This is a genomic window from Pedobacter sp. Bi27, assembly GCF_918698255.1.
In the GTDB taxonomy this organism is placed as follows: Bacteria; Bacteroidota; Bacteroidia; order Sphingobacteriales; family Sphingobacteriaceae; genus Pedobacter.
This window is the reverse complement of record NZ_CAKKMW010000014.1, coordinates 15379-29857: the sequence shown is the minus strand read 5'-3', so window position 1 is coordinate 29857 and position 14479 is coordinate 15379. Positions and strand designations below refer to the sequence as shown.

The following is a 14479-nucleotide window of genomic DNA, read 5'->3' as shown; positions in this document are numbered from 1 at the left end:
TTAGTTGAAAAATGCATTTGTTGGCTGGCTCAATCAAAGCCGGAAGTGTTTGCAGCACTTTCGGCATTTTGGCCCTGATTAATAGTGTATTTGATTCGTCATAGTCATTTATTAAGGGTTTTACATTATTTATTTAGGGTAATACAATAAGCTTTCTGTTTTCAAGTTTGAAATGTATATCGCCAAAAGCCAGGATCTTGAGTGCCTGGTTGAGTTTGATGTCCCGGCGGATCTGTCCCTGGAAGAAATCATTTGGCACTTCACCTTTATAAACGATATCCACATCGTACCATCTTGAAAACTGTCTCAGCAACGACCTAAGATCGGTGTGGTTGAAAATAAAATACCCGTTTTTCCAGCCCACAGCGTCGGAGGCATTGACCTTTACAACCTGGATTCCATTTGCCTGGGAAAGTGCCTGCTCATTAGGGCGGATTATGCTAAATCCATTGCTGTTAGTGCTGGCTACCTTCACCTTTCCCTCAAGCAGGGTAGTCTTGGTTACGGTTTCGTCCTCATATGCACTCACATTGAAATGGGTTCCGAGCACTTCTACGGTTTGTTTAGGTGTAACGACCAAAAACGGTTTATGACGGTTTTTGGTAACTTCAAAATAAGCTTCTCCTGTAAGATAGACTACGCGCTCCTTATTTTCGAAAACCTTCGGGAAGCGGATAACAGAGCCAGAATTCAGCCAAACGTGTGTGCCATCAGAGAGTGTTAACTGGAACATACCCGAGCGTGGCGTGCTAAGCGTATGATAGACCGGCTGAGAATGGTCAGTTGAACCAGGGCGGCTCAGTTGGCTGTAGACCAACCTGTTTCCCGAAATTTTGCTGACCTTTGTTGAAATGTCGGTCTTGAGGGCGCCATTGCGGGCATGGGCAAGGTCGATTTTCTCGCCGTTATCAAGGGTTAATGTCGCCCTATTCGATCCCGGTAGCGCATCATATTGTATTGCTGACTGAACGGGTGCAGCCACTTTTGGGGTCAGGTATATCTTTGAAAGAAGGCCAAGACATATAAGAACGGTAATAACGGCCGCCGCGGAAAATAATGCTATTCTGCCATAGGATGGTCGTTTGACGACATTAGGAGTGATTTCCTTGAGGATAGAATCCAACATTCTTTGTTCTAACCCATATTCATCAGCGCCCTTATCTTTTTCCAGGTTCTTATGCGATGAATTGTACCATCGATCAAATTCTTCCCGTTCGGCCAGACTTATCGTATTTTCCTGCCATTTTTTGGCAAGTTCCATCATCCGTTCGATATTTTTATCACTATTCATCAAGCCCGTTTTATATACAGACAGCGCTGGAAGGAAAATCCCTATTTAAAAGATTAATTTTTTATCGAAAAGAACAAAAGCGCGAACAGCAGGATAGAAATGGATTCTTTTATTGTTTTTCTCGCCCTGGCTAGGTGGGCCTCAACTGTTTTTTCGGATATCGATAGTTCCTGCGCTATATTTTTTTGAGAGTAGCCGCTGACATATTTTAAATTAAAAATAACGGCTGATCTACTAGGGAGGACACTTAATGCCTTCTGGATGTGTAGCTGCAGTTCGGAATAACTGATCTGCTGCAGGGTGCTGTAATCCGCTTCAGAATGGGTTTTTTTAGCCGTTTCCTCGTACCGGAGAATCTTCGCCTTTTTTGCCAGAAAATTGATTACCTGATTTTTGACTGCCACCGAAAAATAGTTGTCGAAGCCCTTAATAATTTCAAAGTGTTCACGATTACGCCATAGGTTACAGAAAATTTCCTGAACGATTTCCTCGCACGCATACGCATCGTTGATGCGGCTTTTGGCCGCGGAGTATATTTTTTTCCAGTATCTGGTATAAATTTCTATAAATGCAGATTCTTGCCCCAATCTTAAAAGTTTGGATAACTCATCATCGGTCAGCTTTCTGTTTAGCGGCATAGTTTGATACTACAATTCAGATAAATTCTATTGGAAAAAAATTAATTGCTGGTAAACCTTATAAGCCTTCAAAAAGCCAGCATATCAGGGACTTCCATTATAATTACTTTTGCGAATGTAATTTTTTTTCTCAAAAGTGCAAATTTTTTAAAGACAAGTATTTGATTTCTCAGTATCTGGAAGTTGCGTTTCGATCATAGGTAAATACTAAGCTCCTGCATGCCAATAGCAGTACCTCCGTGAGATTTTCTGTGAAGCAAGTTTAATAAAATCAAGCTTTTGTGGGAAAGTTGACCAACAATGGTTTGTTATGTGCCCATCTAAGTGACAAATAAAGTTTGGCCGACTCGCTCATTTTGATTATTGCCTCACCAAGTATTAAAATGTCTTTAAGGACCAATCTTCCGCGACCGGATAGATACGAAAAACCCCAGTCCTGATCATTATCCAGGGTACCCAACTTTCAGGAGTGATAATCAGGAAGGATAATGTACCTACCGTCATCAAAAATACAAGAAGACATGCAATCATGCTGCACAGTGGAGTAAATCTGTAGAGCCCTACAAATATGCCTGTGATGATTAGAAATAATCCCAACCTCATTGTGATTTAATAAAACTAAAAAGGTTGAGAGGCAATATCGAATAAAACCTGAGAGTCTTTTGAAATTATATGGTTTTCTTAGTAATATAAATTAGTTACTTTAATGCTTGATGGTAGTGCTCAGCTTTGATTTAATCAGAGCTGGCTAGATGACAAATAGGAATCTTTCTAATTATTTAACGGTACAATTAGAACATAGGGTTGTTATTGCCACGTTCATCAGGCATCGGCATCATTGCATCCCAATGTTCAGCTAATTTCCCATCTTCTATTCGATAAATGTCGATAAATCTCCATTCTTTTCCAGCCATTTCATAACGGGAATGAAGAAAAACAGTATCACCTTCCGCAACAACATGTTTAAACATGATTTTTTGTTTGGGAACACCTTGTGAAATAAGCATTTGGAGAAGCGCTTTCACGCCCTCGGGCCCATCGGGTGTTGTGGGGTTATGCTGTATGAAAGTGCTGCTCATGTATTGATCTACTCCTGTGGCATCCAAGTCGCCAAAAATTCTTTGATAAGCGGTAATAGCCAGCTGCTTGTTTGTTTCTTCCTGTGACATAAGTTTATATTTTAGAAATTACTTGTACGAAGGTAGGCTAACGACTACCTTCGTACAAGTACATACCAAATGGTTAGGTACTTACTAAATGGTTAGAAACACTGGGTGTCAATGGAAAAAAATCAGAAAATTATTTTACAGTCAGATGAAAACTGTCCGGTAAGGAAGTCGTTGATTATATTGAATGGTAAATGGAGACTGTTAATAGTATTTCAAATAAACGAACGCGTATTAAGATACGGAGAACTTAAAAGAGCTATTCCCGGTATCAGCGAAAAAATGCTGATTCAAGAGTTGAATTTTTTGGTAGAGCATAAATTTGTAACCAAAAAATCGTTTCCAGAAATCCCTCCAAGAGTTGAATATAGTTTAACCAAACTTGGCCTGGATACATTTCCTATTATTGACAAACTTGCAGCATTTGGATTGGAAAACTTATAACCATCTATCACAAATAACTAAGCTAGTAAAATCCATTTCGAAAAAGCAGATCCTTTGACCGAAAATTGCCTTTGCCGTGCCCGGGATAAATGCAGTTGATTATTTTTGCATAAAAATACCCGCAAAAATGAGTCAAATACTCTTTTTGGGCGGTGTATTTTCGTTTTCTGATTATTTGGTCAGGGTAAAAATCTCCGTATCCTTAAGGATCACCAGTTTGTTCTTACCAACGCCATTTTTTTTTGCTTCCTCGCTTAATGTGAGTCTTGTGGTACGGCAGTGGTCAAGCGCATCCATATGCACTGCAAGTATTTTTGCCTTTCCGCTTGAGGATATAAGTTGCATAACCTGTTTTTCATCCATAATGATCGGCACATTTTCAAAACCCTTGATCTGCGCTCCTCCTGAGTTAACCACAATAATATCAGGTTTGATGCTTTTGATATTTGCTTTGATGGTGTCGGTCCATATAGCATCACCCATAATATAAATTGTCGGTCCACCTTTTGTTCTTAATACGAAGCCTGACGTTTTGCCCATCATCTCCAACACTTTGCCTGATCCATGTTCCCCATTTATCCGCTCTATACTGATATTATCCCACTTTGTCTGGTTTTCAAGGGTCTCGGCATTGATGTAGCCTTTCGAACTGAAGAATACCTTATCTGCCGGCTGATTAATAATCTTTATAGATTTTTTCAAAATATTATTTGCAGCATCATCAAAGTGATCAGCATGCGTATGGGAGACCAATACTAAATCGACACTATCGGTAATTTGTTGCATTGGCATCCGTATATCCACTGTCGGATTTCTTGCAATACCGGCCCATGACTCGATTGCACCTTTGGCAGAGAGCATGGGGTCAACCAGAATCTTGTGGCCACCATAATGAATGATCAATGTAGCGTTCCTTACAAGCTGAATGCTGGACTTTGATCCGGACACTTTCTGTCCAAACGACGCTATCGCTGTCAATGACAAGACAGCTGTTACTAATAATTTTTTCATAACTTAAACTTTACTTTTTTTGATTCCTCTATCTATGGCAACAAAGGTCGATAGAAGGCGTCGGTCATGGGATATCAAACCTGGTTTAAAAAGTGGCGTTTTGATAACCATTGATCAGCAGTAGTGGTAGAATCGGTTTATGAGCACTAAGCTGAGCTATTTGAAACCGGTATTATACACGAGAAAACATTCAGATCAAATGGTTACAGGAATTTTAGTAATTTTAGCCGGATCGAAAAAATTGAAAACAATAAAATTCCATAAAGGCGAGTGCGGTGTACATTTTCTACTGAATGTATTAACAGAAAAGGATATTGACTATAGCCTGACGGCAACATTTAATACTGATTACTTTGAAATTCTATTTTTTAAAAAAGCATCGGGAATTGTTTTGCTTAATGAGAAGCAAATAAACATATCAGATAATTCAATCATATTCATTTCACCCTATCAAAAGCGTAACTGGCAACTCGATGTCGAGCGTCTGGAAGTTACGACATTAATATTTCAGGAGGAATTCCTAAACGACTTTTTCGCAGATAAGCTGTTTACCTATCGTCTGCTGTATTTTTACCAGCTCAGCTTCCCATTGTCCATTACAATTGATCATGAGGATCTTCGAAAATACTGTAAGTTTTTGACCGAAATAAAAACGGAGCTTATTGACAGTAAATTTGATAGTTCGCACATCATCCGATCTTTGACATATTATCTTTTACAATCGTTGAACCGTCAATATGCCAGCCAATACGGACTGCCTTTAAACGTTGATGGAAATACACAGATCCCATTTTTGTTTAAGAACCTGATCGAACTTCATTTCAAGGAAAAACAGCGGATCGGAGACTACACGGAAATGCTTGGTGTCAGTAGGATTTCACTTAATAAAGCCGTAAAAGCTCAGTTTCAGATAACAGCAAGCCAGCTGTTAAAACAGCGGTTGTTATTTGAGATACAGGACCAGATCCTTCACTCTAATAGGACCATCAATGAAATTGCATATGATCTGAATTTCTCTGAGCCGAACAATCTGATGAGGTTTTTTAAAGTTCAGACTGGTATGACAACTTCAGAATTTATGGCCGGAAAAATTTTCATTTAAAACAATAATATTTAAACGGAGCCGCATAGCTTGAAGATTCCGGTCAGCTCCGTTCTATTCGACAGCTATTCTCCCCAAAACTCGTCGTCAACCGGCTGGTCTGCTGAAAACGTCCACACGTGGATAATCTTGTCCTCTTTGATTTCAAATAGGTCTAAACCTCCAAGGTTCATTGTTTTGCCTTCCTTTTGGGCGCTAAACCAAACTGGAACTGCCACCAGACCGGCATTTTCCATCATTTTTCCGGTTGGTGCCACAGTCATATGCCCCAAGGTATCACTCATAATGCCTTCAAACATTTTAATAATTTCACCCAGGTTGCTTTTAATTCCTGCAAATTTGTTTCTGCCCGGTTGGTCCCATTTGGCCTCAAGGGCAAAAAACGAAAGTGTCCGCTCCATTTCGCCTTTTGCCAATGCATCAAAGTATGATGCTACAATATCTTTTGCATCCATATAATATCAACATTTATTTAATAAAAAAATCCTTGTTTATTTTGGCCCACTGGGCCAGCGATGTCATCTTTACAGGCAGCTTCTGCAATATTTTATCCATTTCAGAATTGAATTTCAGGGGATATTTATTGCTTTCCTGAAGGCCTCTGTAATATGAAGCTACCGCGTCAGCTGCAGCATCACCAACAAATGGCGCCAAAATTCCTTTAAACTCTTCAGTAGGCTGTGTGTAGTAATCTATCTTCTCACTAACACCTTGAGAAAAGCGTTCCGCAAGCTCATCTCCCTTAAGATTTTCAAGCCCGCTTACCTGAAAAGTATCCGCAGTCAGATCGGCGCTGTAGATAGCTTCAACGACTAGCGCACTCACGTCCCTAGAGGCAATCCAACCGATTGGCATAGGCTCAGGAGTCGGATAGGCGAGTTTTTTCTTTTCGGAAACAAAAGGTGCACAGAAAGCGCCCATCATATTTTCCATGTAAATGGTGGGTTCGATTATTACGTACTGCAACCCGCTTTCCAAAAGATAATCCTTGACATCCAGTTTTACATCATCCGTGGGCATACCTGTCTTTTGGTCCGGCAGCCAACCGCTGGTATTCCAAACAATTTTTTTAACACCGTTCGCTTTGGCCGCGTCGATAACATTTTTTGAAAATTGGAATCCGTCAAGAGGGTTGGGCAACGAAACTGGAATCATAAAGGCAATTGCATCAATATCTTTTGTGACCTCTAGCATTTGCGCAGCGTCGCCCATGTTTCCAAACAAGGGAACCGCACCAGCATCCTTTAACTTGGTAGCACCTTTCTCATTACTTGTTACAGCAAATACCTCTGCGTTTTTCTTTATTGCCTCAGGTATGATATTGAATTGTTGGGAGCCTGTGGCTCCAAATACTAATATTTTCATTTTTTTTATTTAAGGTTAACTAGAGCAAAATTCAATATTTACATACCTTTGTACAAGTACTTACCAAAAGGTTGGGCACATACCTTTTGGTTAGAATTATTGATTATCAATGGAAGAAAAAGCACAAAAAATTATTCCTTGCGACAAAGGATGTCCCGTTAAAGCATCATTAAGGCTTTTAGGAGGCAAATGGACACTGATGATAATTTTTCAGATCAATGATAATGTGATAAGGTACGGTCAGCTGAAAAAGGCAATTCCGGATATCAGTGAGAAAATGCTCATACAGGAGTTAACGATGCTGGTCAAAAATAAACTCGTCAGTAGAAAGGCTTACCCTGAAATCCCTCCAAAAGTTGAATACAGGCTGACCGACCTAGGAAAGAAAACCCTTCCGGTTCTTGATAAATTAATCGAATTCGGTCTGGAGAATTTGGTGTAATGCTGAAGGAAGGATCATTTGGCCACCAAAGCGAGCGAGTTCTGTAGACGGTTTTGGATAAGTCAGGCAAGTTATCGAAATAGAGTTCGCTCGATCATATGGATTGTTAACAAGGCTTATAGGATTGTTGCCTGAGTAAAAATTATGGCCATTAGGGTAAGTGAAGGATGTTCGAAAAGTCGGATTTTTATAAAAAAAAGTCATTTTTTTATAAAAATGTACCTGGTCACATCGATAAATTTGTTTTTGTATTAGATCATGCTGACCAAATGTATATGAACCGTAGAAAACTTATCCAAAGCCTTAGCCTAGGTTTGCCTGCAATATTGCTTTCCAGTAAACTTTCTGCCCTGGCAATAAACAGGGATGCCGCAAAAGAATTTGTTGAAAAAATCTTAGCTGGACCATTTTCTCCAACTTGGGAATCGCTCTCCAACTATCAGACGCCTGAGTGGTTTAGAGACGCAAAATTTGGAATGTGGGCTCATTGGGGACCACAATGCCAGCCGGAAGCAGGAGACTGGTATGCAAGGAACATGTACATGGAGGGCAATTGGAAATATAAATACCATGTCGAGAAATATGGGCATCCGTCTAAATTTGGATTCAAAGATGTAATCAATATCTGGAAGGCAGAAAAATGGGATCCGGAAGCATTGGTTTCCCTATACAAAAGCGCAGGGGCAAAATATTTCATGGCACTCGCCAATCATCACGACAATTTAGACTTATACGATAGTAAATATCAGAAAAACTGGAATTCGGTAAAACAAGGACCTAAAAAGGATATCATCGGCGGCTGGGCCGCCGCCGCAAAAAAACATGGGCTTCCTTTTGCTGTAAGTGTCCATGCAGCACATACCTGGAGCTGGTTTGAAACTGCTCAGCGAGCTGATAAAACGGGCCCGTTGGCAGGAGTACCCTATGATGGAACCCTTACCAAAAAGGATGGAAAAGGCAAATGGTGGGATGGACTTGATCCACAGGAACTTTACGCCCAAAATCATGAGCTCAGTAAAAACAGCGAAGATGATGGCATGATCCATAAACAATGGCATTGGGGTAATGGCGTAACTCCACCTAGCAAAGCATACATCGATAAATTCTTTAACCGGACAATCGACCTGATCGATAAATACCGCCCGGATATGATATATTTTGATGATTCACAGTTTCCAATGTGGCCCATTAGTGATGCCGGTTTGAAAATTGCTGCTCATATGTACAATAAAAGCATTAAGGACAATGGTAAACTAACCGCAGTTATCACCGGTAAGATCCTCACCCAAGAGCAGCGGAAAGCGATGGTATGGGATATTGAACGCGGGCAGAGCAATAGTATAGAGCCTCTGCCATGGCAAACTGACACCTGCATCGGTGACTGGCACTACGATAGGGGGATATACGACAGGAAGGCTTATAAAACCCCAAAAACGATTATCCATACCCTGGTTGATGTGGTGAGTAAAAATGGAAACCTGATGCTGAATATTCCTGTTCGGGGTGATGGCACAATTGATGAACTGGAACGCAAAATTGTTGAAGAAATCGGTATCTGGATGAACGCAAATGGAGACAGTATCTATGGAACGCGGCCGTGGAAGATATTTGGAGAAGGACCGGCACAGAACCAGGCCGCTTCATTAACTGCACAGGGGTTTAATGAAGGTAAAGGAAAGCCTTTTAGTCAGCAGGACATACGCTTCACCGCAAAGGGAAACGCGCTTTTCGCTACTGTGATGGCCTGGCCAACTGACGGATCTGTGCTTATTACAAGTCTAGCGATAGATAGTTCATCTTATCCCCAAAAAATAAACAGTGTACAGCTTGTAGCAACAGGCCAGGAACTGAAATTTGAAAGAAATGCAGATGGCCTTAAAGTTTACTTTCCTGATGTTAAGCCATCGGCTTCTTATGCCAATCCACTAAGAATTGCTTAATGGTATTGTTCTCCGGTTTTAAGAGATTGATAATAGCCTCAAGCATGGTGGGTTGTATCAGTAGTGTTTACATAACCGGAGATTTACATCGGTCAGCTTACTTTACCCCATTGTTGGCTTGAAGACTTACAATAAATGCCAAGGTTTAGAAAAATCTATTCTGCCCATCAGCGTCTCAATTGCAAGCCAAAGAACTTTCAAATACACCTTTAAATATGAAAAAATACGCCCTTGCGCTTGATCTAATTGATGACGCTGCGCTCATTGCAGAATACGAAGACTACCATAAACATGGCTGGCCGGAAATAACGGCTAGCATTATTGATTCCGGAATTTTAAAAATGGAAATCTATAGGGTTTCAAATCGGCTATTTATGTCGATGGAAACCACCGAAGAGTTCAGTTTCTCACATAAGGCGCAGATGGATGAGAAAAATGAAAAGGTCCAGCAATGGGAAAAACTCATGTGGAAGTTTCAGCAACCTTTGCCCTTTGCCGACGAAGGAGTGAAGTGGGTACTTATGGAAAAAATATTCGAATTGGATTGCGCAAAACAAATTAAGTAAACGACCAGCCATTAATGAAAGCAGCGCTATGCCTCTTCCCGCTAACCGCTAGAAAAAGACCTTCCTGATGGTGTACTGCATCTTATTCTGATGTGGCTTTTGAGATAAGAAATCTTAAATGGGATCAAAAGACATCTTGGTCTGATTACAAAAATGAGCCCATTTAGATAGTCTGAGACACGTGAATTTTTATCGCCCTGTATGATATCCGCCTTTAATGTACTAAGTTTACCCACCAAACCAAGTATATTATGATGATTGCCATCAGAATGTTTTTTTCATTTTGTCTGATCATAATTAGCTTTCATGCTGCTTTTGCCCAGTCTATAAATGACGAATCCGTCAGCAAACGATGGTTAACTGCCAAAAACTATACGATAGCCAATGGGCTTCCCTCAAAGAGCACTACTGCTACATTACAAGATAAAAAGGGGTTTATATGGGTTGGAACCGAAAATGGCCTGTGCCGTTTCGATGGCTTTAATTTTAAGGTATTTTCAAAGAAAATAGGTGATAGCACCTCCATTACAAATAATTATATCAACGCACTCTGTTTGGACCGTCAGGGCCGGATATGGGTGGCAACAATGGACGGGCTCAATCTGTTCGATCCGCTTTCTGAAACTTTCAAAAGATTTTTCCACAACGAAAAAAAGCCAGGCTCTTTAAGCAATAATAAGGTATGGTCTATTTTGTGTGATAGGGAAGAAACCGTTTGGATTGGTACCGATGATGGATTTAATCAGTATATACCCGATCGGCAACAATTTCGGATTTATAAGCCACATCCCACAAGACCAGGCAGTATGGTAGGCAAATCTGTTAACGCGATCATCCAGGATGACGGCAACAATTTATGGCTGGGGAATTGGAGCGGGGGGCTTAACAAATTTGATAAAAAAAGCAGGCTCTTTACCAGCTTCCGTCAATATCACGTCAATGGAGAGAAAAATCCAAATGACATTTGGTCCCTCAGTTACGCTTCAAATGGAAGTATATGGGTTGGAACCTATTGGAACGGTCTTTTTAATTTCGACGTAAAAAGCAGTAAATTCTCTAAGATTCAGCATCCGGAAAATGAAACATATTCCGTCTTCAGTATTATGCCCTTGGATGACAGATCGCTGCTCATTGGGGGTAGCAACGGTTTTTATCGCTATGGTATACTGTCAAAAAAGTGGGAAAAGATCGGTAGCATAAAAAACTATGCCAACGGTGAGTCGTATAAAGACATGAACGGTATCGTGTGGATAAATGCAGTAAACGGACTGTACAAAATAGATCATCAGCGTTATAATTTAAAAATTAAGCCACTGCCGTTTGGAAACAGGGGTATCAGCAGTATGCTTGTAGGAGATTCATCAATTTGGTTCGGCACTGATAATGGCCTTTTTAAAGTTGAAAGAAAATCTGGAAAAACACAGCTGTTTACAAAGAGCCAAGCAGCTAACAGTCTTACAAGTAATAACATAAGTGACCTTTATTTCGACACCAATGGGATTCTCTGGATATTAACAGAGAACGGTTTTGATAGCTACGATGAGCGTAAAGCTGTCTTCACCCACCACTATCATCACTCTTCAATCGGTAATCTATTTAACGAAGATGTTTTCAGGAGTATTTTAGAGCTTGATAAAGGCGTATATGTTCTGGCGACTGATGCAGGAATAAAGATTTTTGACCGGAATAAAAACAAATACCAGCATTTCTATAACCAGCCTCAAAATGCGCTTTCAATAAATAATAATCACGCTTATGTGCTCTGCAAAGCTTCTGATGGTAGGATTTGGGTAGGGACTTATGGTGGAGGGGTAAATATATTCGATAGAAAAACTGGTAGCTTCACGCAGGTCACGACTGATAATGGATTAAGCAGCAATGTTATAAATAAAATTTTCCTTGACACTAAAAAGAATATTTGGATCTGTACTCCTGATGGATTAAATATGTACAATCCACGCACAAAGCAGTTTCAGGGCTATTCGAAAAGGGAAGGCTTTTCCAGTAATATCTTCAAAGATATCATTGAAGATAGCCAGGGAACCATTTGGCTGATAACCGAGAACGGTATATCCAGCTTGGTTCCAGCGACCAGTAAGGTTAGGAATTTTGATGAGGCTGACGGGTTTTCGGTAAATGCTATTCTTGGGCGTAACGGCGATTCTATTTTTGTTGCCGGAAGCAAAGGTTATATTGCTTTTCACCCTAAACAGGTTACCTTAAATGAGGGCAGTCCCAAAGTTTATATTACCGATTTTATGGTATTTAGCAAATCCGTGCTGCCAAAGCAAACCGGTCCCTTAAAGGAAAACATCAATACTGCAAAAGAAATTGTCCTTGAGTATGATCAAAGTGTTTTTTCGTTGGAATTTGTTGCACTAAATTATGCCGATCCGATGAAAATAGAATATGCTTACCGGTTAGTGGGCTTCGATAAAAAATGGAATGAGGTAGGCAATCAGCGTAATGCTACTTATACAAATCTGAACCCCGGACTCTATCGTTTTGAAGTAAAGGCAACCAACAGTGACAGGACCTGGAACAACGAAGCAACAACTTTGATTATAAGGATCAGATCTCCATGGTATCTGACATGGTGGGCTTATGTGATTTATACTATGCTGATTCTTCTAGGGGCCGGGATTTATATTTCTTACCGGAGAAAACAGGAAAAACTGAGATATGAGATAAAGATTGCCCATCTGGAAAGTGAAAAGGAAAAGGAGCTCAATGAAAAGAGATCGACATTCTTTACAAACATTTCGCATGAATTCAGAACTCCCCTCACACTGATCATCAACCCCGTAAAGGATCTTCTCCATCAGGATGGCAGGTACCTGGATACCCGCAACATGAATATTATCTACAGGAATGCTAAGCGTCTGTTAGGCCTTGTCGATCAATTGCTACGCTACAGTAAGGTGGATGCGCAGGGAGATACCTTAAAAACATCAGGAGTTAATATTGTTGAACTGGTGAAAGAGGTTTATCTATGTTTTGATCATCAGGCAAAATCAAATAGGATCGATTATTCCTTTCATAGCTCTTCAGCGGCCATTCAAATTATTGCCGATAGGGAAAAGCTTGAGATTGTGATCTTTAATTTACTCTCAAATGCCTTTAAGTTTACGCCAGAGGGTGGAAAGATAGGGATAGACATAAAGGAAAATGATGCTGATGTTACTATAGAGGTGAAAGATTCGGGATGTGGCATCAGCCCTGAAGCACAGGAAAAGATTTTTAACAGATTTTATCAGGAACCTGCAAAAAACAGGTCGTTTGGAGGTGGTTTTGGAATAGGACTTTATTTGGTTAAAACCTTTGTAGAACTGCATGGGGGAAAGATAAACTGCCTTAGCGATGCACATTCCGGAACAACCTTCCATGTCCAGATCTTAAAAGGCGGAAATTATATCAGTTCTTCTACGATTGATACCGATGTCGAGCAAGATCCAATATTTTTTAAAGCGCTTGATCAGCATGGACTGGAAATTGCCGTTGAGCAGCATGATGAACTGTTGCTTAACGATTTTGTTTCCGAAGAAAGAAAATCTATTCTTATTATCGATGATAATGAAGAGATTGCCAGTTACCTCCGTCAAATTTTTGCTAAGGAATATCACATTCTACAGGCCTGGAATGGAGAAAGTGGCTTATCGATTATACGTGAGCTTCTTCCTGATGTGGTAATTAGTGATGTAATGATGAATGGGATCGGGGGGATTGAACTTTGCCAGAAAGTAAAAGAAGACGAATCTATCTGCCATATTCCCATCGTACTACTCACCGCGAATACTTCTGAAGAAGTCAAATTAAAAGGTATTGAAAGCGGTGCGGATGATTTCATCAGTAAGCCATTCGATAAGAATCTGTTAATGGCCAGGATCGCGGGTATTCTAAGAAGCAAAAACAGCCTGCAGAACTATTTTTATAGTGAAATCACGCTGAATCCAAACAGCTTAAAAATATCCGCAGAATATAAAGACTTTTTAAAGAACTGTATCAGTATTGTTGAGCGGCATATTGATGACCCTGATTTTAATATCAAAACATTAGCCGAAGAATTGGGAATGTCCAGAGAGAATCTATATAAACGGATCAAATCCATTTCCGGACATTCATCCAATAGTTTCATACGTTTTATACGTTTGCGCAAAGCCGCCGAAATTTTTATTAGCACCGAAAATACCATTAGGCAAACCATGTACAGCGTTGGAATGAATGACATAAAATATTTTAGAGAACAATTCAAAAAAGTATTCCTGATGAACCCCTCGGAATACATCAAAAAATATAGAAGAGTCTTTTCAAAGACCGTTTCAGTCAACCAGGATCTTAAGCGTAAAAAAATATAAGGGTACACTGTTAAGCCGCTCTCCCTATATTAACTTTTTTTCAACGGTAAGGTTAGCCAAGTCTGACGCATATTGTCCCTTATTTGTCAATCCAAAAGACACCCCCTCCGTTTGCCCCTCCAATTTTACCTGTTAGCCCCCCCTTTCTAGTTTGAAATA

The 14479-nt window shown here is 40.1% G+C and carries 14 protein-coding genes; 6 read left to right on the top strand and 8 right to left on the bottom strand.

Annotation, left to right across the window (positions count from 1 at the left end; all coding sequences use genetic code 11):
• Positions 1-133 precede the first annotated feature (133 nt).
• The 5 genes from LQ227_RS25065 to LQ227_RS25055 all read right to left on the bottom strand — a co-directional run bounded on the left by LQ227_RS25065 (position 134) and on the right by LQ227_RS25055 (position 3098).
• Positions 134-1291: a FecR family protein gene (locus LQ227_RS25065; RefSeq protein ID WP_230151814.1), complete on the bottom strand. Its 1158-nt coding sequence runs from the start codon at positions 1289-1291 to the stop codon at positions 134-136.
• A gap of 53 nt (positions 1292-1344) precedes the next feature.
• Positions 1345-1929 (bottom strand): RNA polymerase sigma factor, encoded by a 585-nt coding sequence (locus LQ227_RS25060; RefSeq protein WP_230146473.1) that lies wholly within the window; start codon positions 1927-1929, stop codon positions 1345-1347.
• 271 nt (positions 1930-2200) lie between these two features.
• Positions 2201-2389, bottom strand: coding sequence for a DUF417 family protein (locus LQ227_RS25680; protein WP_371823074.1), 189 nt, complete (start codon positions 2387-2389; stop codon positions 2201-2203).
• The gene (locus LQ227_RS25675) at positions 2308-2532 is read right to left on the bottom strand and encodes a DUF417 family protein (RefSeq protein WP_371823073.1); all 225 of its coding nucleotides are present in this window, start codon (positions 2530-2532) and stop codon (positions 2308-2310) included. The genes LQ227_RS25680 and LQ227_RS25675 overlap by 82 nt, the downstream gene beginning before the upstream one ends.
• A gap of 188 nt (positions 2533-2720) precedes the next feature.
• The gene (locus tag LQ227_RS25055; RefSeq protein ID WP_230146472.1) at positions 2721-3098 is read right to left on the bottom strand and encodes a nuclear transport factor 2 family protein; all 378 of its coding nucleotides are present in this window, start codon (positions 3096-3098) and stop codon (positions 2721-2723) included.
• 111 nt (positions 3099-3209) lie between these two features.
• Between LQ227_RS25055 and LQ227_RS25050 the strand changes: the two genes are divergently transcribed.
• Positions 3210-3539 (top strand): helix-turn-helix domain-containing protein, encoded by a 330-nt coding sequence (locus LQ227_RS25050; RefSeq protein ID WP_230146471.1) that lies wholly within the window; start codon positions 3210-3212, stop codon positions 3537-3539.
• Between the two features lie 171 nt (positions 3540-3710).
• On the opposite strand, the gene LQ227_RS25045 is transcribed toward LQ227_RS25050, so the two are convergent.
• Positions 3711-4550 (bottom strand): MBL fold metallo-hydrolase, encoded by an 840-nt coding sequence (locus LQ227_RS25045; RefSeq protein WP_230146470.1) that lies wholly within the window; start codon positions 4548-4550, stop codon positions 3711-3713.
• Positions 4551-4749: 199 nt separating this feature from the next.
• Here LQ227_RS25045 and LQ227_RS25040 point away from each other — a divergent pair, with 199 nt between their 5' ends.
• On the top strand, positions 4750-5652 hold the full coding sequence (locus tag LQ227_RS25040; protein ID WP_230146469.1) for an AraC family transcriptional regulator: 903 nt from the start codon (positions 4750-4752) through the stop codon (positions 5650-5652).
• 65 nt (positions 5653-5717) lie between these two features.
• Here the strand turns inward: LQ227_RS25040 and LQ227_RS25035 are convergent, their stop codons facing one another.
• Both LQ227_RS25035 and LQ227_RS25030 read right to left on the bottom strand, forming a co-directional pair.
• Complete coding sequence (locus LQ227_RS25035; protein WP_230146468.1) at positions 5718-6107, bottom strand: nuclear transport factor 2 family protein; 390 nt, start codon at positions 6105-6107, stop codon at positions 5718-5720.
• A 13-nt stretch (positions 6108-6120) separates the two neighbouring features.
• On the bottom strand, positions 6121-7017 hold the full coding sequence (locus LQ227_RS25030) for an SDR family oxidoreductase (RefSeq protein ID WP_230146467.1): 897 nt from the start codon (positions 7015-7017) through the stop codon (positions 6121-6123).
• Positions 7018-7126: 109 nt separating this feature from the next.
• On the opposite strand from LQ227_RS25030, the gene LQ227_RS25025 reads away from it, so the two are divergent.
• From LQ227_RS25025 to LQ227_RS25010, 4 genes are all read left to right on the top strand, one after another.
• Positions 7127-7459 carry a helix-turn-helix domain-containing protein gene (locus tag LQ227_RS25025; RefSeq protein WP_230146466.1) on the top strand — a complete coding sequence of 111 codons (333 nt, stop codon included), beginning with the start codon at positions 7127-7129 and terminating at the stop codon, positions 7457-7459.
• A gap of 275 nt (positions 7460-7734) precedes the next feature.
• Positions 7735-9399, top strand: coding sequence for an alpha-L-fucosidase (locus LQ227_RS25020; RefSeq protein ID WP_230146465.1), 1665 nt, complete (start codon positions 7735-7737; stop codon positions 9397-9399).
• Positions 9400-9614: 215 nt separating this feature from the next.
• Positions 9615-9965 carry an L-rhamnose mutarotase gene (locus LQ227_RS25015; RefSeq protein ID WP_230146464.1) on the top strand — a complete coding sequence of 117 codons (351 nt, stop codon included), beginning with the start codon at positions 9615-9617 and terminating at the stop codon, positions 9963-9965.
• 251 nt (positions 9966-10216) lie between these two features.
• Complete coding sequence (locus tag LQ227_RS25010; protein ID WP_230146463.1) at positions 10217-14320, top strand: two-component regulator propeller domain-containing protein; 4104 nt, start codon at positions 10217-10219, stop codon at positions 14318-14320.
• The last annotated feature ends 159 nt before the right edge of the window (positions 14321-14479 follow it).